The sequence below is a fragment of the Mycolicibacter senuensis genome (assembly GCF_002101885.1).
GTDB lineage: Bacteria > Actinomycetota > Actinomycetes > Mycobacteriales > Mycobacteriaceae > Mycobacterium > Mycobacterium senuense.
The window spans coordinates 1-25,206 of the sequence record NZ_LQPS01000026.1 but is presented as its reverse complement, the minus strand read 5'-3'; the positions used below and the strand labels follow the sequence as shown (position 1 = coordinate 25,206).

The 25,206-nt window shown below is 68.4% G+C and carries 26 protein-coding genes, 1 tRNA gene and 1 pseudogene; 12 read left to right on the top strand and 16 right to left on the bottom strand.

Features of this window, described 5'->3' with window-relative positions:
* Nucleotides 1–204: 204 nt before the first annotated feature.
* Together AWC24_RS05765 and AWC24_RS05760 are read right to left on the bottom strand one after the other, a co-directional pair.
* Nucleotides 205–1,599 carry a cystathionine beta-synthase gene (locus AWC24_RS05765; RefSeq protein WP_085082929.1) on the bottom strand — a complete coding sequence of 465 codons (1,395 nt, stop codon included), beginning with the start codon at nucleotides 1,597–1,599 and terminating at the stop codon, nucleotides 205–207.
* A gap of 46 nt (nucleotides 1,600–1,645) precedes the next feature.
* The gene (locus AWC24_RS05760) at nucleotides 1,646–2,692 is read right to left on the bottom strand and encodes an alpha/beta hydrolase (protein ID WP_085082937.1); all 1,047 of its coding nucleotides are present in this window, start codon (nucleotides 2,690–2,692) and stop codon (nucleotides 1,646–1,648) included.
* A 182-nt stretch (nucleotides 2,693–2,874) separates the two neighbouring features.
* Between AWC24_RS05760 and AWC24_RS05755 the strand changes: the two genes are divergently transcribed.
* Both AWC24_RS05755 and AWC24_RS05750 read left to right on the top strand, forming a co-directional pair.
* Nucleotides 2,875–3,741, top strand: coding sequence for an SGNH/GDSL hydrolase family protein (locus AWC24_RS05755; protein ID WP_085082927.1), 867 nt, complete (start codon nucleotides 2,875–2,877; stop codon nucleotides 3,739–3,741).
* 35 nt (nucleotides 3,742–3,776) lie between these two features.
* The gene (locus tag AWC24_RS05750) at nucleotides 3,777–4,994 is read left to right on the top strand and encodes an acetyl-CoA C-acetyltransferase (RefSeq protein WP_085082925.1); all 1,218 of its coding nucleotides are present in this window, start codon (nucleotides 3,777–3,779) and stop codon (nucleotides 4,992–4,994) included.
* 143 nt (nucleotides 4,995–5,137) lie between these two features.
* Here the strand turns inward: AWC24_RS05750 and AWC24_RS05745 are convergent, their stop codons facing one another.
* Nucleotides 5,138–6,001, bottom strand: a complete 864-nt coding sequence (locus AWC24_RS05745; protein ID WP_085082923.1) for a Bax inhibitor-1/YccA family protein — start codon at nucleotides 5,999–6,001, stop codon at nucleotides 5,138–5,140.
* A gap of 167 nt (nucleotides 6,002–6,168) precedes the next feature.
* Between AWC24_RS05745 and AWC24_RS05740 the strand changes: the two genes are divergently transcribed.
* From AWC24_RS05740 to AWC24_RS22390, 4 genes are read left to right on the top strand one after another with little or no spacing between them, the layout of a single operon-like run.
* Nucleotides 6,169–7,206, top strand: a complete 1,038-nt coding sequence (locus AWC24_RS05740) for an enoyl-CoA hydratase/isomerase family protein (protein WP_109560339.1) — start codon at nucleotides 6,169–6,171, stop codon at nucleotides 7,204–7,206.
* A gap of 12 nt (nucleotides 7,207–7,218) precedes the next feature.
* Nucleotides 7,219–8,001 carry an enoyl-CoA hydratase gene (locus AWC24_RS05735; RefSeq protein ID WP_085082919.1) on the top strand — a complete coding sequence of 261 codons (783 nt, stop codon included), beginning with the start codon at nucleotides 7,219–7,221 and terminating at the stop codon, nucleotides 7,999–8,001.
* A 9-nt stretch (nucleotides 8,002–8,010) separates the two neighbouring features.
* Complete coding sequence (locus AWC24_RS05730) at nucleotides 8,011–9,702, top strand: alpha/beta hydrolase (RefSeq protein ID WP_085082917.1); 1,692 nt, start codon at nucleotides 8,011–8,013, stop codon at nucleotides 9,700–9,702.
* A gap of 8 nt (nucleotides 9,703–9,710) precedes the next feature.
* On the top strand, nucleotides 9,711–10,007 hold the full coding sequence (locus tag AWC24_RS22390) for a hypothetical protein (RefSeq protein ID WP_085082915.1): 297 nt from the start codon (nucleotides 9,711–9,713) through the stop codon (nucleotides 10,005–10,007).
* A gap of 11 nt (nucleotides 10,008–10,018) precedes the next feature.
* Here the strand turns inward: AWC24_RS22390 and AWC24_RS05720 are convergent, their stop codons facing one another.
* Nucleotides 10,019–10,384 (bottom strand): rhodanese-like domain-containing protein, encoded by a 366-nt coding sequence (locus AWC24_RS05720; protein WP_085082935.1) that lies wholly within the window; start codon nucleotides 10,382–10,384, stop codon nucleotides 10,019–10,021.
* A 32-nt stretch (nucleotides 10,385–10,416) separates the two neighbouring features.
* Nucleotides 10,417–10,947, bottom strand: a complete 531-nt coding sequence (locus tag AWC24_RS05715) for a cysteine dioxygenase (protein ID WP_085082913.1) — start codon at nucleotides 10,945–10,947, stop codon at nucleotides 10,417–10,419.
* Nucleotides 10,948–11,213: 266 nt separating this feature from the next.
* Between AWC24_RS05715 and AWC24_RS05710 the strand changes: the two genes are divergently transcribed.
* Nucleotides 11,214–12,212, top strand: coding sequence for a patatin-like phospholipase family protein (locus AWC24_RS05710; RefSeq protein ID WP_085082911.1), 999 nt, complete (start codon nucleotides 11,214–11,216; stop codon nucleotides 12,210–12,212).
* On the opposite strand, the gene AWC24_RS05705 is transcribed toward AWC24_RS05710, so the two are convergent.
* From AWC24_RS05705 to AWC24_RS05680, 6 genes are all read right to left on the bottom strand, one after another.
* Complete coding sequence (locus tag AWC24_RS05705) at nucleotides 12,209–13,069, bottom strand: patatin-like phospholipase family protein (protein WP_085082909.1); 861 nt, start codon at nucleotides 13,067–13,069, stop codon at nucleotides 12,209–12,211. The two genes, AWC24_RS05710 and AWC24_RS05705, sit on opposite strands and share 4 nt — an antisense overlap.
* A 10-nt stretch (nucleotides 13,070–13,079) precedes the next feature.
* Nucleotides 13,080–13,547: an SRPBCC family protein gene (locus AWC24_RS05700; protein WP_085082907.1), complete on the bottom strand. Its 468-nt coding sequence runs from the start codon at nucleotides 13,545–13,547 to the stop codon at nucleotides 13,080–13,082.
* Between the two features lie 16 nt (nucleotides 13,548–13,563).
* On the bottom strand, nucleotides 13,564–14,622 hold the full coding sequence (locus AWC24_RS05695; protein ID WP_085082905.1) for an NAD(P)H-dependent amine dehydrogenase family protein: 1,059 nt from the start codon (nucleotides 14,620–14,622) through the stop codon (nucleotides 13,564–13,566).
* The gene (locus AWC24_RS05690) at nucleotides 14,622–16,262 is read right to left on the bottom strand and encodes a long-chain fatty acid--CoA ligase (protein ID WP_085082903.1); all 1,641 of its coding nucleotides are present in this window, start codon (nucleotides 16,260–16,262) and stop codon (nucleotides 14,622–14,624) included. The genes AWC24_RS05695 and AWC24_RS05690 overlap by 1 nt, the downstream gene beginning before the upstream one ends.
* 42 nt (nucleotides 16,263–16,304) lie before the next feature.
* On the bottom strand, nucleotides 16,305–17,375 hold the full coding sequence (locus AWC24_RS05685) for a YncE family protein (protein ID WP_234807270.1): 1,071 nt from the start codon (nucleotides 17,373–17,375) through the stop codon (nucleotides 16,305–16,307).
* Between the two features lie 375 nt (nucleotides 17,376–17,750).
* A complete protein-coding gene (locus AWC24_RS05680; RefSeq protein ID WP_085082899.1) occupies nucleotides 17,751–18,131 on the bottom strand; it encodes an ArsR/SmtB family transcription factor in 381 nt (126 codons plus the stop codon).
* 90 nt (nucleotides 18,132–18,221) lie between these two features.
* Here AWC24_RS05680 and AWC24_RS05675 point away from each other — a divergent pair, with 90 nt between their 5' ends.
* Nucleotides 18,222–19,001, top strand: a complete 780-nt coding sequence (locus AWC24_RS05675; protein WP_085082933.1) for an arsenite methyltransferase — start codon at nucleotides 18,222–18,224, stop codon at nucleotides 18,999–19,001.
* 8 nt (nucleotides 19,002–19,009) lie between these two features.
* Here AWC24_RS05675 and AWC24_RS05670 read toward each other — a convergent pair.
* The 5 genes from AWC24_RS05670 to AWC24_RS05650 form a co-directional block, all read right to left on the bottom strand.
* Nucleotides 19,010–19,083 (bottom strand) — tRNA-Leu (locus tag AWC24_RS05670).
* A 189-nt stretch (nucleotides 19,084–19,272) separates the two neighbouring features.
* Nucleotides 19,273–20,277: a DUF3039 domain-containing protein gene (locus AWC24_RS05665; RefSeq protein ID WP_163705388.1), complete on the bottom strand. Its 1,005-nt coding sequence runs from the start codon at nucleotides 20,275–20,277 to the stop codon at nucleotides 19,273–19,275.
* A gap of 39 nt (nucleotides 20,278–20,316) precedes the next feature.
* A complete protein-coding gene (locus AWC24_RS05660; RefSeq protein ID WP_085082895.1) occupies nucleotides 20,317–20,712 on the bottom strand; it encodes a helix-turn-helix domain-containing protein in 396 nt (131 codons plus the stop codon).
* Between the two features lie 131 nt (nucleotides 20,713–20,843).
* On the bottom strand, nucleotides 20,844–21,314 hold the full coding sequence (locus AWC24_RS05655; RefSeq protein WP_308494591.1) for a hypothetical protein: 471 nt from the start codon (nucleotides 21,312–21,314) through the stop codon (nucleotides 20,844–20,846).
* A gap of 91 nt (nucleotides 21,315–21,405) precedes the next feature.
* Entirely contained in the window at nucleotides 21,406–21,711 is a 306-nt protein-coding gene (locus AWC24_RS05650) for a DUF732 domain-containing protein (RefSeq protein WP_085082893.1), read from the bottom strand.
* 496 nt (nucleotides 21,712–22,207) lie between these two features.
* Between AWC24_RS05650 and AWC24_RS05645 the strand changes: the two genes are divergently transcribed.
* The 4 genes and pseudogenes from AWC24_RS05645 to AWC24_RS05630 form a co-directional block, all read left to right on the top strand.
* On the top strand, nucleotides 22,208–22,507 hold the full coding sequence (locus AWC24_RS05645) for a PE family protein (protein ID WP_085082891.1): 300 nt from the start codon (nucleotides 22,208–22,210) through the stop codon (nucleotides 22,505–22,507).
* A gap of 9 nt (nucleotides 22,508–22,516) precedes the next feature.
* On the top strand, nucleotides 22,517–23,767 hold the full coding sequence (locus AWC24_RS05640; RefSeq protein ID WP_085082889.1) for a PPE family protein: 1,251 nt from the start codon (nucleotides 22,517–22,519) through the stop codon (nucleotides 23,765–23,767).
* Between the two features lie 6 nt (nucleotides 23,768–23,773).
* Nucleotides 23,774–25,054: a PPE family protein gene (locus AWC24_RS05635; RefSeq protein WP_165757710.1), complete on the top strand. Its 1,281-nt coding sequence runs from the start codon at nucleotides 23,774–23,776 to the stop codon at nucleotides 25,052–25,054.
* A gap of 45 nt (nucleotides 25,055–25,099) precedes the next feature.
* A pseudogene (locus AWC24_RS05630) lies at nucleotides 25,100–25,206 on the top strand (WXG100 family type VII secretion target); the annotation flags it as partial.

Genomic DNA, 25,206 nt, shown 5'->3' with positions numbered 1-25,206 from the left:
GGGTAACTGCCGGGCGGCGGGGGCGGGTAGTTGCCGGCCGCCGGATAATCGCCCGGCCGCGGCGGCGGGTAGTTGCCCGGGGGCGGGTAATCGCCCGGCGGAGGAGGGTAGTTGCCCGGCGGCGGCGGGAAGTCGGTCATGGGAACCCTTCTCCGAGTAATTCGATGCGGATTTTCACGCTACCGCAATGCGCCGGCGCGATCGCTACCTGCGGCGCGGTCCGTCGGAGAGGAATCCCAACAGATCGTGGCGGGTGATGACTCCGACCGGCTTGCCGTCTTCGACCACCATCACCGCGTCAACCTCGGCCAGGGTGGTCGCGGCGACGCCGACCACCTCGCCGGAGCCGATCAGCGGCAACGGCGGGCCCATGTGCTGGCTCACCGCGTCCGCGAGCTTGGCCCGGCCCTCGAACACCGCGGAGAGCAGGTCGCGTTCGGACACGCTGCCGGCGACCTCACCGGCCATCACCGGTGGCTCGGCGCCGACGACGGGCATCTGCGAGACCCCGTACTCCCGCAGGATGCCGATGGCGTCGCGCAGCGTCTCCGCCGGGTGGGTGTGCACCAGGTCCGGCAGCACCCCGGACTTGACCCGCAATACGTCGGCCACGGTGGGCTCCACGGTGGAGCCGTCCAGGCGCGAGCGCAGGAATCCGTAGGACGACATCCAGGAGTCGTTGAAGATCTTCGACATGTAACCCCGGCCGCCGTCGGGCAACAGGACGACGACGAGCGCGTCGGGCCCGGCCTTGACGGCCGCCTCGACCGCCGCCACCACAGCCATTCCGCAGGATCCACCGACCAGCAGCGCTTCCTCGCGGGCCAGCCGGCGGGTCATGTCGAAGGAGTCCGCGTCGGAGACCGCGATGATCTCGTCGGGGACCTTGGGGTCGTAGGCGGCCGGCCAGAAGTCCTCCCCGACCCCTTCCACCAGATAGGGCCGGCCGGTGCCACCGGAGTACACCGAGCCCTCGGGGTCGGCGCCGATGACCCGCACCCGGCCCTGCGACACCTCCTTGAGGTAGCGGCCGGTGCCGGTGATGGTGCCGCCGGTGCCGATCCCGGCGACGAAGTGGGTGACCTGACCGTCGGTGTCGGCCCAGATCTCCGGGCCGGTGGTCTCGTAGTGGCTCGCCGGGCCGGCCGGGTTGGAGTACTGGTCGGGTTTCCAGGCGCCGTCGATCTCGGTGACCAGCCGGTTGGACACGCTGTAGTAGCTGGCCGGGTCGTCGGGCGGCACCGCCGTCGGGCAGACCACCACCTCGGCGCCGTAGGCCCGCATCACGTTCTGCTTGTCCTCGCTCACCTTGTCCGGGCAGACGAACACGCACTTGTAACCGCGACGCTGGGCGACCAGCGCCAGCCCGACACCGGTGTTGCCGGAGGTGGGCTCGACGATGGTGCCACCGGGCTTGAGTGCGCCGCTGGCTTCGGCGGCGTCGATCATCTTCACCGCGATGCGGTCCTTGGAACTCGCGCCCGGGTTGAGGTACTCGATCTTGGCCACCACCCGGCCCGCCCCGTCGGGAACGATCGAACTCAGCTCGACCAGTGGGGTGTTGCCGATGAGGTCGCTGATGTGGGGCGCTATCCGCATACCTGCCATCGTCTCAGGCGGACCGGCTCAGTGGGCCACGGCCCGGCTAACCGGTGGCCTCACGGATGTACTCGCCGATCTGGCGCAGCGAGCGGGTGGCCTCCGGCACGAACGGCGCGGCGATCTGGAAGACATGGATCTGGCCCGGCCACACCCGTAGCTCCACCGGCACCCCGGCGGCGGCCAGCACCTCGGCGCCCAGTCGCGCGTCGTGCAGCAGCACCTCGGAACCCGACACATGGATCAGGGTGCGCGGCAGGCCCGGTTTGACGTGGCGCAACGGTTCGAGCACTTTCCCGGGATGGACGCGGTCTTTGCGGGCGGCCGCCTCGACCAGTTCGACGAACGCATCGAATGCCTTGGGCGGGAACATCGCCCCGGTGTGGATGTTCGGGTGCGCCTTCTTGGCCTCCTTGGCGATCTCCAGCAGCGGCGACATCGCGACGATCGCCGCGGGGTCCTCACCTTCCTCCAGGAGACGTTGGGCCAACGCCAACGACAGGTAGCCGCCGGCGGAGTCGCCGGCGAGCACGATCTGCTCGGGTTGGTAGCCCTGGCGGCGCAGCCACCGGTAACCGTCGTAACAGTCGTCGATGGCGTCGTCGATGGAGTTCTTCGGGACCATCCGGTACTCCACCACCAGAATCGGGCTGTCGGCGTACTTGGACAGCTTGGTGACGAGCCGGCCGTGGGTATTGGCTCCGCAGGTCACAAAGGCGCCGCCGTGCATGTACAACACCACCCGGCGGCTGCCGTCGGCCGGTAGCACACCGGCGGCCCGAACCAGCTGCGCCTGGCAGCGCGGCAGCCGGATGGTGGCGCGGATGGTGCCCGGCGGCGGCAGCATCGCCTTGGCCGCGAAGTCGACCAGACCGAACGGCCACGGCATCCGCGGGAAGTAGCTGCCGACCGAGAGGACCGGCCTGATGGTGGCCCTGGCGGCCAGCCACGCCAGCCTGCCCTCGACGCTGGCCGAGTCCTCGACGACCTCGACCGGCAGCCCGTCATGGCGGCCGTGTCGGCGGGGCCGCGAGAGGGGATACGGGCGGGCGGCAGTCGGCGACGAGCTGGGAATTCTGCTGGGTGCGGTCATGGTGGACACTCCCTCCAGCCGGCCCCCGGCCGGCACAGCCAACGCGGTTCCACGTATCGTCACACGAAGAAGTATGTGAAGAAATCTTAGGATTCGTTCCGATACGGCATCGGGTCCGCATCGTGATCTATTTTGTTTGCTGAGTGCGGGCGCCCTGCGGTTTCGCTCCTTAGACTCGGCACATGGGGATCCGGGTGGCGCGGCGGTCGGCGGTCACGCTGGCCACCGCCGGAGCGCTCGCCTCCAGCGGCACTCTCTACGTGGGCTTGCGCAATCTGTTGGCCGGCCAGGCCGATGTCGCGCGCCAGACCATCCCCAGAGCCTGCGACGTCCCGCCGCGCGCCGATGGCGTCTACGTTGCCGGCGAGGTTCCCGGCGACATCGCAGTGCAGCGTTTTCAGCGTGGCATGAGCGTCGATCTGCACCTGATGATCTTCGGCGACTCGACCGGGACCGGCTACGGTTGCTGCGCACCCGAGGAGGTTCCCGGCGCGCTGATCGCCAGGGCGCTGGCCGAGCAGACCGGCAAACGGGTTCGGTTGAGCACCAAGGCGATTGTGGGCGCCACCTCCAAGGGACTCGCCGGTCAGGTCGACGCGATGTTCGTCGCGGGGTCGCCCCCCGACGCGGCGGTGATCATGATCGGGGCGAACGACGTCACCGCGCTCAACGGCATCGCCGGCTCCGCACAGCGACTGCATGCGGCGGTGAAACGACTGCACGGCAGCGGGGCGGTGGTGGTCGTCGGGACCTGCCCGGATTTCGGGGCGGTCAGTGCGATCCCCCAGCCGCTGCGCTTGGTCGCGCAGGTCCGTGCCCGGCAGCTGGCGCGGGCCCAGACCCGGGCGGTCAACGCCGCCGGCGGTATCCCCGTGCCGTTCGCCGACTTCAGCGCGCCGGCGTTCCGCGACACACCGGGTCTGCTGTTCGCCCGGGACCAGTACCACCCCTCGGCCGCAGGCTATGCGCTGGCGGCGAGCCAATTGATCCCGCCGCTGTGCGCCGCGATGGGCAAGGCCGATTTAGCTGGGGCAGTCCGGTCGGACTAGATTCGGCTGGAATACCCGATCGCAAGGAGTCAGAAGTGCCCGAAGCCGTCATCGTCTCAACTGCTCGTTCCCCGATCGGCCGGGCCGGTAAGGGCTCGCTGGTCACCATGCGGCCCGACGACCTGGCCGCGCAGATGGTGCGCGCCGCCCTGGACAAGGTGCCCGAGCTCAACCCGCACCAGATCGACGACCTGATGATGGGCTGCGGCCAGCCCGGCGGCGCCGCCGGCTACAACATCGGCCGTGTGGTGTCGGTGTTGCTCGGCTACGACTTCCTGCCGGGCACCACGGTCAACCGCTACTGCTCGTCGTCGCTGCAGACCACCCGGATGGCGTTCCACGCCATCAAGGCCGGCGAGGGCGACGCGTTCATCTCCGCCGGGGTCGAGACCGTCTCGCAGTTCGGCATCGGTGCCGCTGACGGCGCCCCGAACAGCAAGAACCCGCTGTTCAACGACGCCATGGCCCGCACCGAGGCGGCCGCCGCCGGCGCCGAGGAGTGGCACGACCCGCGCGCCGACGGCAACCTGCCCGACATCTACATCGCGATGGGGCAGACCGCCGAGAACGTGGTGCTGCACACCGGGATCAGCCGCGAGGACCAGGACCACTGGGGCGTGCGCAGCCAGAACCGTGCCGAGGAAGCCATCAAGAGCGGCTTCTTCGCACGCGAGATCTCCCCGGTGACGCTGCCGGACGGCACCGTGGTCAGCACCGACGACGGGCCCCGCGCCGGCACCACCTACGAGAAGATCAGCCAGCTCAAGCCGGTGTTCCGGGAAAACGGCACGATCACCGCCGGCAACGCCTGCCCCCTGAATGACGGCGCGGCCGCCGTGGTCATCACCAGCGACACCAAGGCCAAGCAGCTCGGCCTCAAGCCGCTGGCCCGGATCGTGGCCACCGGGGTGTCCGGCCTGTCGCCGGAGATCATGGGCCTGGGTCCGATCGAGGCGGTCAAGAAGGCGCTGACGAACGCGAAGATGTCGGTCTCGGACATCGACCTGTTCGAGATCAACGAGGCCTTCGCGGTGCAGGTGCTCGGCTCGGCCCGTGAGCTGGGGATCGACGAGGACAAGCTGAACGTGTCCGGCGGGGCGATCGCCCTGGGCCACCCGTTCGGCATGACCGGCGCCCGCATCACCGCCACCCTGCTGAACAACCTGGCCACCCACGACAAGACCTTCGGCGTGGAGACGATGTGTGTGGGCGGCGGCCAGGGTATGGCGATGGTCGTCGAGCGGCTGTCCTGACCGTTAGCCTGCTGCGTCGAGTGTGCGTTTTGGGTCGCAAAATCGCGTTATAGCGTCCCAAACCGCTCCCTCGATTGCCCGTCAGAGACAAAAAGCGACCCCGTGCCGACTGGGCACGGGGTCGCCTTTTTGCTTGCGGGTCGCTAATCGCTCTGGAAGTAGCTGAGCAGACGCAGGATCTCCAGGTACAGCCAGACCAAGGTCACGGTCAGGCCGAGAGCGATACCCCAGGCGGCCTTCTCCGGCGCCCCGGCCCGGATCAGCTGGTCCGCGGCGTCGAAGTCGATCAGGAAGCTGAACGCGGCAATCCCGATGCAGACCAGCGAGAAGATGATCGACAGGGTCCCGCCGCTACGCAGACCCAGGCCATCACCACCGCCGACACCGAACAGCGACAGCACCAGGTTGCCGATCATCAGGGCCAGCACACCGAACAAGGCGCCGACGATCATCCGGGTGAACTTCGGGGTGACGCGGATGGCGCCGGTCTTGTAGACCACCAGCATGCCGCCGAACACCCCGAAGGTGCCCATCACGGCCTGGCCGATCATCGAACCGGCGTTACTGGTTCCGACCGTGACCGCTGTCAGCACGAACGAGATGGCGCCGAGGAACAGCCCCTCCAGCACCGCGTAGCTGAGCACTAGGGCCTTGCTGTCCTGGCGGCGGGTGAACATGGCCACCATGACCAGCGCCAGGCCGCCGAACGCGCCGATGAAGGTCAGCGGGGCGGCCAGCGCCTGATTGGCCGACACCAAGAAGAACGACACGACAGCGGCGATGCTGAGCACCCCCAGCGTCATGCCGGTCTTGGTGACGACATCGTCGATGGTGAGCGGGCGGCTGACCTCCCGCTGGTACTCGGTTTGTGGGCTCTGCAGACCGGGGTGACCCTGGCTCATCTGCTGGGTTGCACCGGCGGTGGCTTGCCCGAAACCGGTGCCGAACTGCGCGTAACCGCCCTGTTTGGGCAACGAACGAAATACCGGGTTGCTGGTCTCCCGCACCTTCCCGATCCTCTCTTAATGCTGTCTTGTGCTCCGACACGAAATGTGCGAACAACTTGATCAACGATCCACGACCCGCCGGGGTTCCCAACAGACTGCGGGCCGTTCCTCCGCCAAACCTTACCCGCGGACCGGCGACCGCGGGAAGGGATCTACATTGCGAAGGCGTGATGAGTGAATCTGACGAGGTACTGGCCCGCGTCGAGGGCGGCGTCGGCCTGCTGACGCTGAACCGCCCCCAGGCGATCAACTCCCTCAACCTGCCGATGGTGACCGCGATGACCGCGGCGCTTTCCACCTGGGCTGAGGACCCGGCGGTTGCCGCGGTGGTGCTGTCCGGTGCCGGCGAGCGCGGTCTGTGCGCCGGCGGCGACGTGGTGGCGATCTATCACAGCGCCAAGGGCGACGGCGCCGACGCGCGGCGCTTCTGGCACGACGAGTACCTCCTCAACGCTCAGATCGGCGGATTTCCCAAGCCGTACGTGTCGTTGATGGACGGCATCGTGATGGGCGGCGGCGTCGGGGTCGGCGCGCACGCCAACACCCGCGTGGTCACCGACACCACGAAGATGGCGATGCCGGAGGTGGGCATCGGTTTCATCCCGGATGTCGGCGGCACCTATCTGCTGTCACGCGCGCCGGGCCACCTCGGCCTGCACGCCGCACTGACCGGTGCCCCGTTCTCCGGCGCGGACGCCATCGCGCTGGGTTTCGCCGACCACTACGTGCCGCACGCCGCATTGGGCGTCTTCACCGCGATGATCCTCGCCGACGGCGTCACCGCGGCACTCCAGCGCCATGCGATCGAAGCACCGGCGAGTGCGCTTGCCGCACACCGTGACTGGATCGACGAGTGCTACGCCCACGACACGGTCGCCGAGATCGTGGCCGCGCTGGCCGGACATGCCGACCCGGACGCCAAGGCCGCCGCCGAACTCATCGGCACCCGCTCGCCGATCGCCTGCTCGGTGACACTGGAATCGGTGCGCCGGGCCGGTGAGCTGACCACGCTGGAAGACGTTCTGGTCCAGGAGTTCCGGGTGTCGAGCGCATCGCTGCGCTCCCATGACCTGGTTGAGGGCATCCGTGCCCAGTTGGTCGACAAAGACCGCAACCCGCAGTGGTCACCTGCGACACTGGCCGAGGTGAGCTCCGCAGACGTCGAATCGTATTTCGCCCCCGCCGAACCCGACCTAGTGTTTTAAGGAGTCCTTCCCATGACCCAGAACGAATTCGAGACGATCCTCGTCGACCGCGACGGACGCGTCGGCACCATCACCCTGAACCGGCCGCAGGCGCTGAACGCCCTCAACAGCCAGGTGATGAACGAAGTCACCACCGCCGCGGCCGAATTCGACGCCGACCCGGGCATCGGTGCGATCATCATCACCGGGAGCGCCAAGGCGTTCGCCGCCGGCGCCGACATCAAGGAGATGGCAGACCTGAGCTTCGCCGACGTGTTCGCGGCGGACTTCTTCGCCGCCTGGTCGAAGCTGGCGGCGGTGCGCACCCCGACGATCGCGGCGGTTGCCGGCCACGCCCTGGGCGGCGGCTGCGAACTGGCGATGATGTGTGACCTGCTGATCGCCGCCGACACCGCCAAGTTCGGGCAGCCGGAGATCAAGCTCGGTGTGCTGCCGGGCATGGGCGGGTCCCAGCGACTGACCCGCGCCATCGGCAAGGCCAAGGCGATGGATCTGATCCTGACGGGCCGCACCATCGATGCCGCCGAGGCCGAACGCAGCGGCCTGGTCTCCCGCGTGGTGCCGGCCGACGACCTGTTGGCCGAAGCCGGGAAGGTCGCGGCCACCATCGCCGGAATGTCACTGTCGGCGGCGCGGATGGCCAAGGAAGCGGTCAACCGCGCGTTCGAATCCACCCTGGCCGAAGGCCTGCTCTACGAGCGCCGGCTGTTCCACTCGGCGTTCGCCACCGAGGACCAGACCGAGGGCATGGCGGCGTTCACCGAGAAGCGCCCGCCGAACTTCACCCACCGCTAGGGGACCCGCATGTCCGACACGGCCGTCATCGTCGCCGAGCCCGTGTCGCCGGAACCGCCTACCAAGCCCTGGTGGGTCCGGCGCTATACCTTCACCGGCACGGCGTTCGGCGTGGTGTTCGTCTGGCTCTCCCTGACGCCGTCGCTGCTGCCCCGCGGCCCGCTGTTCCAGGGCCTGGTCAGCGGCGCCTCGGGCGCCGTCGGTTACGGCCTGGGTGTGTTCGCGGTGTGGCTGGTGCGCTTCATGCGCTCCAGGGACTCCAGCCCGTCGGCCCCGGGTTGGGCCTGGGCGGTGCTGGTGCCGGTGGCCTTCGCCGGCATCGTCGGCATGAACTTCTGGTTCCACGTCTGGCAGGACCGGGTGCGGGATCTGATGGGTGTCCCGCATCTGGGCTGGTTGGCCTATCCGTGGGCCGCACTGCTGTCGGTGATCGTGTTGTTCGCATTGGTCGAGCTCGGCCAGCTGACCCGGCGGCTGATCCGGTTCCTGGTGCGGCAACTCAATCGAGTGGCACCGCCGCGGATTTCCGCGGTCACCGCGGTGACGCTGCTGATGGTGCTGGTCGTCGCGCTGCTCAACGGGGTGGTGGTGAAGGTCGCGATGCGCACGCTGAACCACACCTTCGCCGCGGTCAACGACGAGATGGGCCCGGACACCGCAGCACCGGAGAGCCCGTACCGCTCAGGCGGTCCGGGATCGCTGGCGTCGTGGGAGTCGCTGGGCCGGGAGGGCCGAGTCTTCACCGGGGGTGGCCCCACCGTCGCCGAGCTCACCGCGTTCAACGGGAAGCCCGCGAAGGAGCCGATCCGCGTCTACGCGGGACTGAATTCCGCGGACGGGATCGCCGCGACCGCGGACCTCGCCGCGCGGGAACTGCAGCGGGCCGGCGGGCTGGACCGCGCAGTCGTCGCCGTGGGGACCAGCACCGGCACCGGCTGGGTCACCTCGCCGGATCCCTCGTCGCTGGAGTACATGTACAACGGCAACACCGCGGTCGTGAGCATGCAGTACTCATTTCTGCCGAGCTGGCTGTCCTTCCTGGTGGACAAGGAGAACGCTCGCCAGGCGGGCACCCTGCTCTTCGAAGCCGTCGACAGGCTGGTGCGGGAGTTGCCGGAGGCGCGGCGCCCCAAGCTGGTGGTGTTCGGCGAAAGTCTGGGGTCATTCGGCGGCGAGGCGCCGTTCATGAACCTCAACAATGTGCTGGCCCGCACCGACGGAGCACTGTTCTCCGGGCCGACGTTCCAGAACACCATCTGGACCGATCTGACCGCCGGTCGCGATCCGGGTTCGCCGGAATGGCTGCCGATCTACCGGGACGGCCGCCACGTGCGGTTCGTGGCGCGTCCCGACGATCTGCAACGCCCGGACGCCCCCTGGGAGAAGCCGCGGGTGATCTATCTGCAGCACGCCTCCGATCCGATCGCGTGGTGGAATCCCCGCCTGCTGTTCAAGAAGCCGGCCTGGCTCAGCGAACCTCGCGGCTACGACGTACTGCCGGAAGTGCGTTGGCTGCCGGTGGTCACCTTCCTGCAGGTCTCCGCCGACTTGGCGGTCGCGATCAACGTGCCGTCCGGGCACGGCCACCACTACACTCAGGATGTCGCCAACGGCTGGGCGGCCGTGCTGCAGCCACCGGGCTGGACACCGGAGAAGACCGACCGACTGCGGCAGCGTCTGCATTCCGACGAGAGTAGTTAGGGGGCACCGTGATCGCCGCAACAGCGCTCCGGCTGGCGCTGGCCGCACTGATCGTCATGCCCGCGGCCGCTGTGATGGTCCCGGCGCCCCCCGCGGTCGCTTCCGCACCCGACCCGGTCGACGACCCAGACGCCGGCGATCTTCCCGCCGACGCGGGCGCGGCGGCGGAGCCTGCGGCACCGGCCGGCCCGGGACCGCAAGCGCCGCAAGATCGGTCGGTGCCGGACCTCCCGTCAGCTCCGCACGTGCCGAAGGGACCGCACGTTCCGCACACTTCGGGGCATCACCACCCGCACAAACACTGAGGCGAGCTACATCAGGCGGGCGACTCAACGAGTACCCCGGCGGCCGCTAGGGCGTGGTAGCCGCCGATGACATCGGTGGCGCGATGCAGGCCCAGGTCCACCAGCGCGGCGGCGGCCAGGCTCGAGGTGTAGCCCTCCGAGCACAGGATCACCCACTGCACGTCGTCGCCGACCGCCTGCGGCAGCCGGGCGTCGCTGGTCGGGTCGCAGCGCCACTCCAGCACATTGCGTTCGATGACCAGCGCGGCGAGCACCTGCCCCTCCCGCGCGCGCTGGGCCGCCGGCCGGATGTCGACCAGGATCGCACCGTCGCGCAGCGCCGCGGGCACCTCCTCGGCGGTCAGCCGGCGCAACCGGGCCCGCGCCGCGGCAAGCATCGCGTCGATCCGACTGGTCAGCTGCGTCGCGGTCACGATGCCTCCGGGTATTCGGTGAGTTCGGTGCGCTGCCGGCGCAGCGTGTTGTCGGGTGCCACGTCGTAGTAGGACATCTCGACCAGGGGCGGTGAATAGGCGTGCACGCTCAGCGTCGCGGTCGAGCGTGACGGCGCCCAGACGACATCGTGCACCCAGCCTCGCGAGAACGAGGCCTGGTCGCCGGCGCCGAGCCGCCGCTGCGCCAACTGCGTACCATCCCAATGGAACTCATCCAGTGAGCCGGATAGCACGGTCAACGCGCCCAGCGAGTCACCGTGGTCGTGCAATTCGGTGGCATGCCCGGGCACCCAGCTGATCAGCCAGATGTCGAGTCGCTCGTCGCCGTGGATCCGGGTGAACCAGCGGCTGTCGGTGGGCAGCCCCGATGCGGGCAGCAGGTGCTCGTAGCGGCCGTCCAGCACCGCGTCGGCGGCCAGGTCGGTGGTCTGCAGCAGGTCGGGCAGGCGCAGCGGGCGGGGGCCGGAGGCCGGACGCCGCAACGCGAGAGGATCAGCGAGAACCATGGTGAAAAACTCCAGAACGGATGGGGTGGATTGGGGGGGTCGACGGCAGCGCTCAGCTGCGGCGACAACAACCCGAGAATCCGACGTGCTCCATCACAGCGGCCATGTTAGGTGGCTGCGGCGCGCCGCGTGGCATCCCGCTGTCCGGCGCGACCCCCGGCGCCGCGGTCGGCTCACCACCTGTGACCTGCGTGTTTGCCCCGGATCCGGGTTTGCAATCACGGTGACCGAAAAACCGGCCGGGCGTTGCCCGCAAAATGGGAGGCATGGCCTCTACAACTGCGCCGAGGGTGTCGCTGGTGCTGGGCAGTGGCGGTGCGCGCGGCTACGCCCATATCGGGGTGATCGCCGAGCTGATCGATCGCGGTTACGACATCGTCGGAATCGCCGGGTCATCGATGGGTGCCCTGGTCGGCGGTCTGCAGGCGGCCGGGCGACTCGACGACTTCGCCGAGTGGGCCGAGTCGCTGACCCAGGGGGCGGTGCTGCGGCTGCTGGACCCCTCGTTCACCGCCGCCGGGGTGCTGCGGGCCGGGAAGATCCTCGATGTCGTGCGGGACATCCTCGGCGACATCGACATCGAGCGGCTGCCGGTTCCCTACACCGCGGTGGCGACCGATCTGATCGCCGGTAAGTCGGTGTGGCTGCAGCGCGGTCCGGTCGACACCGCGATCCGTGCCTCGATCGCCATTCCCGGGGTGATCGCCCCGCATGTGGTGGACGGGCGTCTGCTCGCCGACGGCGGCATCCTCGATCCACTGCCGATGGCGCCGCTGTGCGCGGTCAACGCCGACCTGACGCTGGCGGTGAGCCTCAACGGCGGCGACCCGACGACCGTCGGACCCGCCGCGGATGATGCCGAGCGGAGCGCGCCCGGGCGGCTGAACCGGATGATGCGCAGCACATCAGCGCTGCTGGACACCAGCGGGGCGCGGTCGCTGCTGGATCGGCCGACGGCACGGGCGATCCTGGACCGGTTCAGCAGCGGCGACACCGACCATGATGGCGACGACGATGACACCGCGGAGGCCGCATCCGGTGCGGCCGGGGTGCCCAAACTCGGCAGCTTCGAGGTGATGAACCGCACCATCGACATCGCGCAGTCGGCGCTGACCCGCCATCAGCTGGCGTCGCATCCCCCGGATCTGCTCATCGAAGTGCCGCGTATCGCCTGCCGCAGCCTGGACTTCCATCGCGCCGCGGAATTGATCGACGTGGGCCGCGAACTCACCGGCCGCGCCCTCGACACCACCACATCCGGTTAGTCCACGGCGAGGAATTCGGCGATGGCAGCGGCGTGCCGGCGGCCTTGCTCGCGTCCGGCCCGCGCCGAGGGCACCCGGCACGCCGGGGCCAGCGGGTTGCTGCCGAAGGCTCGCAGCGCAACGCCGTCAGCGAACACCGCATACGTCCGCCCGCGGAACGCCGCGATCTCGGCTGCCGCACCGGCACTGAACGGCGCCGGCGCCGATTCCCCGGCCGGCACCAGCACGACGGCCACGTCGCAGTCGTCGGCGACGTCGATGTTGACCGAACTGCGTATCCCGCCGTCCATGTAGCGCCGCCCGCCGATCACCACCGGCGGCCAGACCCCCGGCACGGCACAGCTGGCCGCCACCGCGTCGACGAGGTCGACGCCCGAGTCCCGGTCGAACACCTTCAGCTCGCCGGTGTCGATGTCGATCGCGGTGATCCGCAGGCAGCGCGGCGGCCACCGATGCGACGGAAGCCGGTGCGCGATCACCTGCCGGCGCACCGGGGCCGGGACCGTCTCGGTGGCCAGCGCCACCGCGCCGATACGCCGCATCTTCTGGGCGGCCGTCGTATTCGGCTCAGTCATGGCCGCCAGGAACAACTCCGCGATCCCCTCGACGCCCACCCCGGGGTCGAGTTCGGGCGAGGAGGCGGCCACCTGACGGGCGAACAGCTCGTCGAGACCGGTTCCGCTGCCGATCTGGGCGCTCACCGCCGAACCGGCCGAGGTTCCCACCAGCACATCGGATTCCAGCAGGATCGCCGCGGTGGCCGGCGACTCATCAGCGATGCCGCACAGCACGCCGGTCTCCCAGGCGATGCCCGCCACTCCCCCGCCGGCCAGCACCACGGCCCGTTTACCTGTCATCACTGCAGGGTCAGCGCTCCAGCAACAGGGCCAGCTGCGCCAATGCCCGCCGGGCGTAGCCCTTCCACAGCCAGCCGAACACCGGCATCACCGGGGCCGCCAGCGCGGATCGCGGATGGATCACCCAACGCCAGGTGACCGTGGCACCCGCCCCGGCGGGGGCGAATTCCCACCGGCCCTCCACCAGCCGCACCAACGGCGACAACGGGCCGCTGATCCCGGTGAGCCGATAATCGAATGCTCGCGGCCGGTCGACGCCGGTCAACTCCTCGGCCATACTGCCGCCGCCGGTCAGCCGCACGGTGCGGGTCTGACCGGCGACCTGCCACGGTCCGCTCTGGTCCAGCACTTCTTTGATCGGCGGAATCGGCCCGTACCAATGCCGGAACAGCTGGGGCAGCGGCAGCGGCAGGGTGCCGTCGAATGCGTCCTCGACGGCCACCGCGACCACCCGGGATTGCTCGACTACAAAGGCCACTGGACAAGGCTAACGGTCAACGCGCCAGTCGCGGGGCGGCCCGGCCGGTGATCGGCGGCAGGTCGAAGAACCCGATGACGCCGGCCGGGGCCGCGCAGGTCGCCGGGACGGCGTTGACGCAGTGCGCGGCGGTCGCCACGACGCCGGGGTTGCTCTTCAGTCCCTCCTCGACGGTCTCGGGCTGCCAGCCTTTGACGGTGACGAACGTGTTCGGGTTGCCCTGCACCTCCATCTCGTAGCGCTCCTTCGCCGGGCCGAAAGTCCAGGGCGGATCAAGGTTCTCCTCGCCCATCAGCCAGTTGACCGTCACCCGTACCACCACCTCGTCACCGACCGTCGCCTCCCAGTGGAACCGGCGGGCGGCGACCTGACCGGGTTCGATGACACCGATCGGCGAGTCGATCGGCGCGGTGGCCACCGCCACCTCCTGCGATGAGCGGATCCGGTCGTCGGCGGCGAAACCCAGCCGGTCCACGCAGAGTCGCACCGACTGGACGAAGCCACTGTCGAGTATTTTCTGCATCGGACCCGTCAACGCACTGTCGGGCGTGCCGCCGAATCCCATCACGTGGCGCAGCACATCCGGGGCACCGTAGGTCCGCAGATCGGAAAACTCTTCGCACCGAACAAAAGTCACCCCGGTGGACATCACCGACAGCAGCAGCGGGAACAGTTCGCTGGCCGCGCCGGGAGCGATACCGACACCGTGCAGCGAAGTATTGCCGGCCTGCGCAGCCGCTTCCAGCGGCGCAGCCGACCGCGCGGTGGGATAGACCCAACCCACCGGGGTGATGACGTTCTTGCCGGAGCGCAGCAGGGCGGCGACCTCGTCGGCATTGGCCACCAGCGGCGCGTAGATGACGGCGTCGGCGTCCAGGGCCAGCACCTCGTCGATGTCGCTGGTCGTGGTCACGCCCAGCGGCGCGGTGCCGATGATCTCTCCGACGTCCTTGCCGCTCTTGGTTTTCGAGTGCACCCAACAGCCGACCAGTTCGAGGTCGGGGTGTTCGAGCACACCTTTGATCGCGGCGACGCCGACCCCACCGGTTGCCCACTGGATCACGCGCAGACTCATCAGTCACGCACCTCACTTACTTGGTATTCATTGTCGGAGTAGCGGGCTCGGATGGTCTTCTTGTCGTATTTGCCGACGCTGGTGCGCGGGATGGTGTCAGTGAATGTCCAGCGCTCCGGCAACCACCACCGGGCAACTTTGTCGGACAGGAAGTTTCGCAGTTCGGCGGGGCTGGGGGCAGCACCCGCCCGGGCCACCACCACGGCGAGCGGCCGCTCCTGCCAGCGTTCGTCGGGGACCCCGACCACGGCAGCCTCGATCACGTCGGGGTGGGCGATCAGCTCGTTCTCCAGCTCGACCGAGGAGATCCACTCTCCGCCGGACTTGATCACGTCCTTGGCGCGGTCGGTCAAGGTGATGAAACCCTGCGCGTCGATGCGGCCGACGTCGCCGGTGCGCAGCCAGCCGGATGCGAATTTTGATTCGTCCTGGCCGCGGTAGTAGGAGCCGGTGATCCACGGGCCGCGGACCTCCAGTTCGCCGACCGCAACGCCGTCGTTGGGCAGCGGTCGTCCCTCATCGTCGACAGTCCGCGTCTCGACCCCGCAGATCGGCCGGCCCTGGGTGCCACGCAGCGCCCAGTGCCGGTCTTCGCCGGTGCCCGGCGGCGGCCACGCCAAGGTGGCCAGCGGTGATGTCTCGGTCATCCCCCACAGCTGGCGGACCTGCACCCCGTGCTTGTCCTCGAAGGCGCGCATCAGCGAGACCGGCACCGCGGAACCACCGCAGACCACTTGGCGCAGTGACGAAATGTCGTGGCCCGGTTCACGATCCAGGTAGTGCAGGACGTCGTTCCAGATGGTCGGTACCGCACCGGCCACGGTGGGCCGCAGCTTCTCGATGAGGGCTACCAGCGACGGGGCGTCCAGATGCCGGTCCGGCAGCGCCAGATCCGCACCGGCCATCAGCGCCGCATACGGCAGGCCCCAGGCGTTGGCGTGAAACATCGGCACGATCGGTAACACCGAGTCATCGGTTCCGACCCCGACGCCGTTGGCGGTGCAGGCCGCCATGGTGTGCAGGTAGCTGGACCGGTGGCTGTACACCACGCCCTTGGGGTTGCCGGTGGTGCCGCTGGTGTAGCACATGGCGGCCGCCGAGTTCTCGTCGATGACCGGCCAGTCGAACTGTTCGGTTTCGGCGGCCAGCACCTCGGCGTAGCGCAGCACGGTCTTGCCGGCGGATCCCAGTGCCTTCAAAGCGCTCATGTCGCCATCGCCGACCACGATCACGGTGTGCACGGTGTCGAGCTGTGCCAGCACCGGGGCCAACTGCGGCGCCAGGGAGATGTCGACCAGGATCACCCGGTCCTCGGCCTCGTTGGCGACGAACACGATCTGCTCGGCGAACAATCGGATGTTGAGGGTGTGCAGCACCGCGCCCATGGCCGGCACCGCCAGGTAGGCGACCAGGTGTTCGGTGTTGTTCCACATGAACGTGGCGACCCGCTCGTCGCCGTTGACGCCGAGTCGCCGCAGGGCATTCGCCAGGCGGGCGGCCTGTCCGCCCAACTCGCGGTAGCTGGTGGTGTGGAACCCGTCGCCGGTCATGGTCGTCACGGTCCGGTCGCCGTGGATGCCGATGGCGTGCCGCAGGATGGCGCCGATGGTCAACGGCCAGTCCTGCATGGTGCTGCGCATCGACCTATTCGACCATGCGCGGCACCGGTCGCGGGGCCGGGGCTAGAGCGCGGGTTCGAGTTGCAGCATCCGGCTGACGGCCTCGTCGAGCGCAAGTTGCTCGTGCAGCGCCGCCGACGGCGCCGGCAGGCCGGCCAGCGAGGCGACGGCCACCGCGCCGTCGAAGCCGGCGATGTAGAGGCGGCTGCCGTCCGGGCTCTCCGCCACGCAGGACGGCGCCGTGGTCAGGGTCAGCGCACCGAGGGCTTCGTTGGTCCGGGCGCACATCGCCAGGATGCCGGCCGCGGTGACGAGGTAGACGCGGTCGCCGTCGCGGCTCACGATCAGCTGGATGAGCTGGGTGTCGACGACGAACCCGGCGCCGACGGCGTGGGTGCGGGTGTCGACAACCTGAACGGCCCCGCGGCCGTCGGGACCGCTGGTCGCGACGAACAGCCGGGCGCCGTCGGCGCTGACGGCGACATCGACGACGGTCGAGGCGACCTTGATGACGTCGACGACGTTGAGTTGCCGGTCCAGGACCGTGACGGTGTCGCCGGCGGGCTGCCGGACCGCCACGTAGAGCCGCCGGCCGTCGGGGCTGATCCGCAGGCAGGCGGCGGCCGCCGCCGGATCGCCGGCGACCCGGACGGCCCCGGCGGGACGCATGGTCGCATCGAGCGCCAGCACCTCGACGCCGGCCGAACCGGTGCGGGTGGAATAGACCCGGCTTCCGATCGGGTCGGCGACCAGGTCTCCGATACCCATGGCGACCGGGTAGCACCCGGTGACCTCGGCGGCGTCGACATCGATCGCCAGCACGGCGTCGAGCGCCATCGATCCGGCGGTGACATAGGCCCGCGCGGTGCCGGCGGGGCCGACGGCGATCGAGTACGGCTCGTCGGCCTGGAACACGGTGGCCACCACGGTCCCGCTGGCGGTGTCGATGACCGAGACGGTGTCATCGCCGTAGTTGGTGGCCAACAGCCGGGTGCCGTCGGCGGTGACGGCGACGCCGCCGATCGGGCCGCGACCGACCATCACGCGGTCGACGATGCGAGCTCCAGGGCCGGTCAATCCGTAAGCCACCACGTCGTCCACATCGCTCCCATCGATCCCACTTCGTATCGTCATTGCACACTCCCCGCGTAGCTGCCGCAGTGGCGCGGTCAGTACGACCGGGGTGCCAGGACGGGGCGTTCGGTCCACCCTAGCGGTGAATTCCAGGTAAAAGGAAAATGTCGTAGTTATTGTGATCGAGGTCGCAGGTTAACCCTAAAGAGCCCAGTTCGCGGCGGCTGAGACGGCTCGACACGAGCGTCGTTAGCAAGCTTTTCTATGCCCTTTGAGCAGTGCCGTTGACCATCCGGGCTAACTTGTGATCTGCATCCCAATTAGTATTGGTTAAGAAATTAAGAAATCTCGACGAATGAATTCGCCCGATTTGACCACTGGGCCTTGCAAAACGTCGGGCGGCGGGGTATGCGCAGCGGCGCCCAGGGGACCGGGCTAGGCCGACGCGCCCGGGGCGAAGACGCCGGCCAACGCCGTCAGCGCGGCGGGCACGATCCGGTAGTAGGCCCACTTGCCCCGCTGCGAGCGTTCCAGCAGTCCGGCGTCCACCAGCGTCTTCAGGTGGTGCGAGACCGTCGGCTGGGTCAGCCCCACCGGCGCGGTCAGCTCGCAGACGCACGCCTCGGCGCCGTCGTGGCCGGCGATCAACGACATCAGCCGCAACCGGGTGGGCTCCGCGAGCGCTTTGAGCACAGCGGCCAGCCGCTCGGCCGCCACCGCATCCAGCACAGCGCCGGTGATCGGCGCACAGCACAGCGCGAAGTCGTCGGCCAGCGGCGAGTCGGCGGGTGGCGCCGAGACGGTTGCGCCTGCCATGACAGCAGTATGCCACGAACACATTGACAATCATCTATTCATTGGACGAGGATGGTTTCGCATAGACAATCGTCGATGAAAGGAGTCGAGATGCCCGAGGATGCCGGCCCGGAGTTGCGGGAGCAGGTTCGAGCCCGCTACGGCGAGGCCGCTACCGCGATCGGTAGCGGGGCCACCAACAGTGATGTGCTCACCGCCGCGAGTTGTTGCGGCTCCAGCGACTCCGTCGACGTCGGCACCATCTTCGGGGCCGGCCTCTACGACGCCGGGGCACATTCCCAACTGCCCATCGAGGCCGTTACGGCAAGCCTGGGTTGCGGCGACCCGACCGCGATCGCCGATCTCCGGGCGGGCGAACGCGTGCTGGATCTGGGTTCGGGCGGCGGCATCGACGTCCTGCTCTCGGCTCGCCGGGTGGGCTCGGAGGGCTACGCCTACGGCGTCGACATGACCGACGAGATGCTCGCTTTGGCCGAGGAGAACAAGACCAAGGCCGGCCTGGACAACGTCGAGTTCCGCAAGGGCACCATCGAGAACATTCCGCTGTCCGACGGCGCCGTCGACGTGGTGATCTCCAACTGCGTGATCAACCTGTCCGTCGACAAACCCGGCGTACTCGCCGAGATGTTCCGGGTCCTGGTGCCGGGCGGGCGCATCGGCATCTCCGACGTGGTGGCCGAGAACCACCTCAGCCCGGCCGAACGGGCGGAACGGGGTTCCCATGTCGGCTGCATCGCCGGGGCGCTGTCGCAGCAGGAGTACCTGGACGGTTTGGCCGCCGCGGGATTCACCGGCGCCTCGGTGAGCTTCACTCACGCAGTGGCCGACGGGATGCACGCCGCGATCATCCGGGCGGACAAGCCGGCCTGATCGACTTGTGCCCCCACTGGGACTCGAACCCAGACTGGGCGGATTTTAAGTCCGCTGCCTCTGCCAATTGGGCTATGGGGGCATTGCAGGTCAGAACATACTTCAGGGCCGGCCCCAGCCTCAGCCTGACTTCCCGAATACCGCAGTTCTTTCGATAGCGTTGCGCAGCACATCGGCCACACCGCTCAAATCGTCGTTGAGCAAGTGCCCGTATCGGCCGAGAGTCACGGCCGCTGTCACATCGCACCAAACATTCCGCAGTCCGCGGCGTTCACCGGGGCAAAGTGTCGTAGCACTGTTGGCAATTCGGGCACACAGGCATATCGGTGTGGTCGCGGCATGGCACGAAGTAGGCCACGCAGAGGGCACGTACGGCCGATCCCTCGATGGTGCTGCCGGCAATGTGCTTGCGGTGGGTGTAGTGGCAGTGTCTACCCGGTTCAGGCTCAACGAGTTCATGGCGTTCGACATAGGTCTCCAACTCAGCGAGCCGGACTGTCCAACTTCCCGGTTCAGCGATGTTGGAGTAGGTGTTGCCGTATCGATCCCAATCTTCCTGCGGCGGATTCAACGCCGCGAGGACGCGGACTGTGAGCTGCCACAAAAGGTGTTGCCCGGTGTACCGGGCGACGGGATCGATCTCGACCATGATGTCGTCGGACTCATAGTCCGGTTCGCGGACCGGGTTGACAGTCAATGTCAACGAAGCCAGGAGTCCTTTCCAGGGAAGTGGGTGGTCGATGGCGAAGAGTTCGGCTCCGCCGGTGTGGGCCCTGCGTAGTGCTTCGAGTACCCGGACTTGCACCGCCAGTTCCCACTCTGTGATGAGTCGAGCTGCCGTCTCTCGCTTGAGGAGTCGTCGATCCAGTTCGGTGGGCAACCATCGCTGAGGTGCGTTGCCTGCGTTGTCGGCCTGGACGCGCATGTAGAAGTCATCGTGGTCCTCGTGGCCGCCCTTGGCCATACCGGCGACGAGCAGCCGGTGGACACCCGTTTCAGGATCGACCCATACGCCACCTCGCCACTGCGCAGCTTTGACCTCCATGAGTCGCAGTTGAGTGCTGCTGGCGATCGGCCCGACCGGGTTGTCGTCGTCAGCAACCATGCCGAAGGTTTCCGTTGCCTTGGCGATGATCGGGTGCGGTAGTTCGCTCAGCGGGTGAAGGGCGTCGTAGTTACCTTCGTCCAGCATCCGCCGCGGATGTGGTGACGACCAGCCGTCGCGAAGGTCGTCGACCAGTAGGCGGATGGTTGGTCGGGCACGTCGGCTGTGCATGCAGGGCATGATGCCCGACGCACCCGACCGACCATCGATTCACAAGAGGTCGGCGACCTCGTCGATGGCTCCATCGCTCGTCTTCTGCTGGGAGGCAAATCGCTGCGCAAGTTCGCGGCGGTCACTTTCGCGACGGGACTCGAAGTCGAGTAGGTCGTGCACGCGAATGCGGCGGTCACGTCCAACGCGATCGAACGGGATCTCACCGCGATCAAGCAGCTTGTAGAAGTGAGTCCGGCTCATCCCCAGACGCTTCGCTGCATCGTTCGGAGTGACAGTCTCGTTGTGATCGACGACAGCGAGTTTGGCGCCCTCACGCACGCAACGAGTGACATGGAGCAGGACGGCGCGCAGCTCACTGCCGGCGGTCTGGGCATAAGCGTCCAGAGCGGCGAGCTGCTCAGCCGGAATGTTCGAAGTTTCGATGGTCTCCATGCCAACCGTCCACAGGTGTCATAAACGTTCTATATGTCACAGATGACACTACGCGGCGGCGGCGGCAACGGTCAATCCCACTCCGCTGTGCCGGCAGGCGGCGCGACCCGATCGCCGTGTTTTGGCGCCACCTAACGGTTGGTGCCCGGCAGCGGGACGGAGCCGATGTCCCCGTCGCTGGGCGCCGCCAGGACCGAAGCGAGCTCCGGGTCTGCCAACACCTCGGCGGTGTGCCGCCAGGCATCGATCAGCTGGGCCACCGGGGCCGGGTTGTCAATGGATTCAGCAGCCTTCATCGTCGATGTCAGCTCGGTGACAAACTCACGGACCTCGTCGCGCGACAAGAACGAAACCCAGGGAAACACCTGGGGAATGACATCGTCCACAACACCCCGAATCGGATCCTGCTGCATCAACGCGACCAGCAACCGCGAGGTCACCGAGGACGTTTCGCGCGCCTGTGCCGCCCGCGAGGCGGTAGTCAGCACCAGATCTTCGGCGTCTCGACGGCGGACCACCAGATACCGGTTCGCCGACTTGTGCAGCCAGGCCTCAACGGTGGCCTTACCGCGCAACTGCAGATCCGAGAACGACACGTCCACGACATCTAAAGTACTTTTAAAGTCGACGGGTCCAATGCCGCTGTCGCACCGTCTGCAGTGCCGGCAGAACACCCCCGAACAGCGAACGGGATCAGGCGTGCTCGGGGCAGTAGTTCACCGCGGCGATCCGCGCGAACTCTGCGGCGCGCTGCAGGGTGAAGCCCGGATTGGTGGTCTGCACCGCGACAACGGTGTCCATCGGGCTCAGACCGGCGTCCATCAGCTGGCACACCGAGTGACCGGCGGAGATCGCCACCTGGTCGGAGCCCCGGTGGCTCAGGCCTGCTCCCGACAGCGCGGTCAGGAAGGCCGCGTCGCTGCCGACCGGGTCGGCGTGGCCGGGCGCCGCAAGGCCGATCATGGCGGTCACCCCTGCGAGCAGCAGAAACCGTTTCATGGCTCGTAGTCTCCTGAGCGTTGGTTAAAGGCGTGTTACGGAGCGTTTACTCCCCCGGATCGGCATGTTAAATCCGCGTTACCGGGGCCTCACGCCGATGGCGAGGCCCACGGCGAGCACTTCGACGCCGTCAGTTCTGACGCGGTTATTTCGTTGTGCATCAGGCGATTTGAAGTTCCAGAACCGTCGACAGAAATGCCGTCGCCGACACATTGCGGGCTCGCCGTGGCCGGGGTCATCTCACAGTGGCACCGAAACCCGGTGGAAGTCACCGAAGACCCGCTCTTGCACTGCTTTTGGTTCCGCAGCGCCCGCGGCAGCGCCGATCGCCCGGCGCGACCACCGGCCCCCGGGCCATCTCGGCCCGGCTACCCGCCCTCGTAAAAAGTTCGCGCAACGGGTTAAGAAGCGGTTAACCAGCTTTCACAATCGGCCGGTGATACGGGACTGTGGTCGCTGGAACCGACAAGCATCCGTTCCGTGAGGAGAAGGCCAAATGTCGTTCGTGACTACGCAGCCGGAGGCGCTGGCGGCTGCCGCCGGCAACCTGCAGGCGATCGGTTCGGCGCTCAACGCCCAGAACGCCGCCGCATCCGCGCCGACCACCGGTGTCGTTCCGGCCGCCGCCGACGAGGTGTCGGCGTTGACCGCCGCGCAGTTCGCCACGCACGCCAGCCTTTACCAGTCGGTCGCCGCGCAGGCCGCCGCCATCCACGAGATGTTCGTGGCCACGTTGAACGGCAGTGCCGAGTCGTACGCGGCCACTGAAGCCGCCAACGCGATCGCGGCGGGCTAGGCCGCACCGATGCTCGATTACGGAGCGCTGCCCCCGGAGGTCAACTCCGGGCGCATGTACACCGGCCCGGGGTCAGCACCGATGATGTCGGCCGCCTCGGCCTGGCGCACCATGGCCGCCGAGCTGGCCACCGCCGCTCACTCCTACGACACGGTGATCACGCAACTGGCCGGCGAGGAGTGGCTCGGTCCTGGTTCGGCCTCGATGTCCGCGGCGGCAACGCCCTACATCGCCTGGATGGACACCACCGCCACACTGGCCGAGCAGGCCGCCACCCAGGCCACCGCCGCGGCGACGGCGTTCGAGACGGCGCGGGCGGCCACGGTGCCCCCGGCGGTGGTGACGACCAACCGGGTGCAGCAGTCCGCGCTGGTCGCGACCAACATCCTGGGCATCAACACCCCGGCGATCGCGGCCCTCGATGCGCTGTACGCGGAGATGTGGGCCCAGGACGCCGCGGCGATGTACGGCTACGCCGGCGGATCGGCGGTCGCGTCGCAGGTTACGCCGTTCAGCGCACCCGCCCAGGCCACCAACGCGGCCGGCCACGGCAGCCAGGCCGCCGCGGTCGCCCATGCCGCCGGAACCGCAGCCGGGCACAACGCCCAGGTGTCGCAGCTGATTTCGTCGTTACCGAACGCACTACAGAGCATGGCCTCGCCGCCCACCGGGGCCGCGGCTTCGACCGATTGGATCGAGTCCGCCATCGAGTTTCTGTACAACGATCCGTTGAACGGTGTCGGATACTTCCTGGGCACCCCGCTCTACAGCTTGTTCAACACCATGGGGACAGGTGCGGCCTTCATCCCGTCCAGCCTGCTGCCCAGCCTCATCGGTTACATGACCGGTGGCGGATTGAGCACCGCGGGCGGCAGTGCGCTCGGGAGCGGCCTGGGGGCGGCGCTGAGTCCCGGCGGCGCACTCGGTGCCCTCGGTGCGCTCGGCGGCGGCCTCAGCGGCGGGATCGGCAGCGCCTTCGGGGTGAGCTCGGTGACCCCCGGCGTCACCGCCAGCATGGGACACGCATCCCTGATCGGAACATCGTTCTCGGCGCCGGCGAGCTGGTCGGCGGCCACGCCGGCCGGTGCCGCATCCGCTTCCTCACAGCCCGCCGGCTGGGCGGTCCCCTCGGAGACCCACAACAACATGGCTTCGGTGCCCCCACCGGTTCCGACCGGGGCCGGGCGGCCCGGAATGAACTACGGCACTCCGCGTTACGGATTCCGGCCCAAGTTCATGCCGAAGCCGATGGTGGTCTGACCCATGATCGACTACGCAACGCTGCCACCGGAGGTCAACTCCGGGCGGCTGTACGCCGGCCCCGGCTCGACGCCGATGATGGCCGTCGCCTCCGCCTGGCGCGGGCTTGCCGCGGAGATCTCCTCGGCGTTGACCTCCTACGAGACGACGCTGACTCAACTCGTCGACGAAGCGTGGATGGGCCCGGCATCGGTGTCGATGACTGCCGCTACCAAGCCCTATCTGGCGTGGATGACCGACACCTTGGCGAAGGCGGAGGACACCGCCTCCCGGGCCACTGCTGCAGCGGCGGCGTTCGAGGCGGCTCACGCGGCCACTCCTCCGCCAGCGGTGATCGCGGCCAATCGCGCCCAACAGAAGCAGCTGGTGGCCACCAACGTCGTCGGCCAGAACTCGGCCGCGATCATGGCCAGCGACACCCAGTATCTCGAGATGTGGGCGCAGGCCGCCAACGTGATGTACAGCTACGCGGCGTCCTCGGCGACGGCGACCCGGGTGACACCGTTCACCGAGCCCAATCAGTCCACGAACCCCGACGGAACGGCCAACCAGGCCGCGGCGGTCGGCCAGGCCAACGCGACCGCCGCCGGCAGTACCGCGCAGACCGCGCAGAACGCCCAGACCGCGCAACTGATCTCGTCGCTGCCCAACGCCCTGCAGACACTGACCTCACCGGCACCGACCGACCTGCCGCCGGCCACGCTGGCCGGGCTCGTCGAGGCCTTCTTCCGGAACGCGTCGATCAACGGCGTCGTCTCACTGCTGACATACCCCCTCAACGGCGGGATGAGCTTCGTGGGGACATCGGCGGCGTTCACCCCGGCGAGTTTGATCCCGACCATGACCACCTTCTTCTCCGGCAGCGGTTTCAACGCCCTGGGCGGTGGTTCGGCGGGCGCCGGCATCGGCGCCCTGCTGGCGCCCGGCGGGCCGCTGAGCAGCCTGGGCGCACTGGGCGGTGGCACCAGCGGCGCGGCATCAGCGGCAGCCGGTGCGTTCACCGCGAGCGCCACCACGCCGGCGATATCAGCGGGGATGGGCCAGGCGACCCTGGTCGGCGAGTTGTCCGCGCCGCCGGCGTGGGCTGCGGCCGCCCCGGCGGGCACCGCGGCCACCGGCGACGCGTTGCAGGCCAGCAGTTGGTCGGCCGCCCCCGAGGAGATCGAATCGATGACGGCCGTGCCCGGTGGGATACCGGTGGGCGCCGACCGGGGCGGGTTCGGTCTCGGTACCCCCCGCTACGGCTTCAAACCGACCGTGATGGCCCGGCCAGTGGTGGCCGGATAACGCAAAAACACGCTACGACAACCAAGTTCAGACAAGGAGAAACAAGTGGCAACACGTTTTATGACCGATCCCGACGCGATGCGGGCGATGGCGGGGCGTTTCGACGTCCACGCGCAGACCGTTGAGGACGAGGCCCGCCGGATGTGGGCGTC

Coding starts and splice junctions, on each gene's coding strand:
- AWC24_RS05765 (WP_085082929.1), bottom strand. CDS start 1,599: ATGCGGATAGCGCCCCACATCAGCGACCTCATCGGCAACACCCCACTG.
- AWC24_RS05760 (WP_085082937.1), bottom strand. CDS start 2,692: ATGACCGCACCCAGCAGAATTCCCAGCTCGTCGCCGACTGCCGCCCGC.
- AWC24_RS05755 (WP_085082927.1), top strand. CDS start 2,875: ATGGGGATCCGGGTGGCGCGGCGGTCGGCGGTCACGCTGGCCACCGCC.
- AWC24_RS05735 (WP_085082919.1), top strand. CDS start 7,219: ATGACCCAGAACGAATTCGAGACGATCCTCGTCGACCGCGACGGACGC.
- AWC24_RS05730 (WP_085082917.1), top strand. CDS start 8,011: ATGTCCGACACGGCCGTCATCGTCGCCGAGCCCGTGTCGCCGGAACCG.
- AWC24_RS05720 (WP_085082935.1), bottom strand. CDS start 10,384: ATGCTTGCCGCGGCGCGGGCCCGGTTGCGCCGGCTGACCGCCGAGGAG.
- AWC24_RS05715 (WP_085082913.1), bottom strand. CDS start 10,947: ATGGTTCTCGCTGATCCTCTCGCGTTGCGGCGTCCGGCCTCCGGCCCC.
- AWC24_RS05710 (WP_085082911.1), top strand. CDS start 11,214: ATGGCCTCTACAACTGCGCCGAGGGTGTCGCTGGTGCTGGGCAGTGGC.
- AWC24_RS05705 (WP_085082909.1), bottom strand. CDS start 13,069: ATGACAGGTAAACGGGCCGTGGTGCTGGCCGGCGGGGGAGTGGCGGGC.
- AWC24_RS05695 (WP_085082905.1), bottom strand. CDS start 14,622: ATGAGTCTGCGCGTGATCCAGTGGGCAACCGGTGGGGTCGGCGTCGCC.
- AWC24_RS05690 (WP_085082903.1), bottom strand. CDS start 16,262: ATGCGCAGCACCATGCAGGACTGGCCGTTGACCATCGGCGCCATCCTG.
- AWC24_RS05685 (WP_234807270.1), bottom strand. CDS start 17,375: ATGACGATACGAAGTGGGATCGATGGGAGCGATGTGGACGACGTGGTG.
- AWC24_RS05680 (WP_085082899.1), bottom strand. CDS start 18,131: ATGGCAGGCGCAACCGTCTCGGCGCCACCCGCCGACTCGCCGCTGGCC.
- AWC24_RS05675 (WP_085082933.1), top strand. CDS start 18,222: ATGCCCGAGGATGCCGGCCCGGAGTTGCGGGAGCAGGTTCGAGCCCGC.
- AWC24_RS05665 (WP_163705388.1), bottom strand. CDS start 20,277: ATGCACAGCCGACGTGCCCGACCAACCATCCGCCTACTGGTCGACGAC.
- AWC24_RS05660 (WP_085082895.1), bottom strand. CDS start 20,712: ATGGAGACCATCGAAACTTCGAACATTCCGGCTGAGCAGCTCGCCGCT.
- AWC24_RS05650 (WP_085082893.1), bottom strand. CDS start 21,711: ATGAAACGGTTTCTGCTGCTCGCAGGGGTGACCGCCATGATCGGCCTT.
- AWC24_RS05645 (WP_085082891.1), top strand. CDS start 22,208: ATGTCGTTCGTGACTACGCAGCCGGAGGCGCTGGCGGCTGCCGCCGGC.
- AWC24_RS05640 (WP_085082889.1), top strand. CDS start 22,517: ATGCTCGATTACGGAGCGCTGCCCCCGGAGGTCAACTCCGGGCGCATG.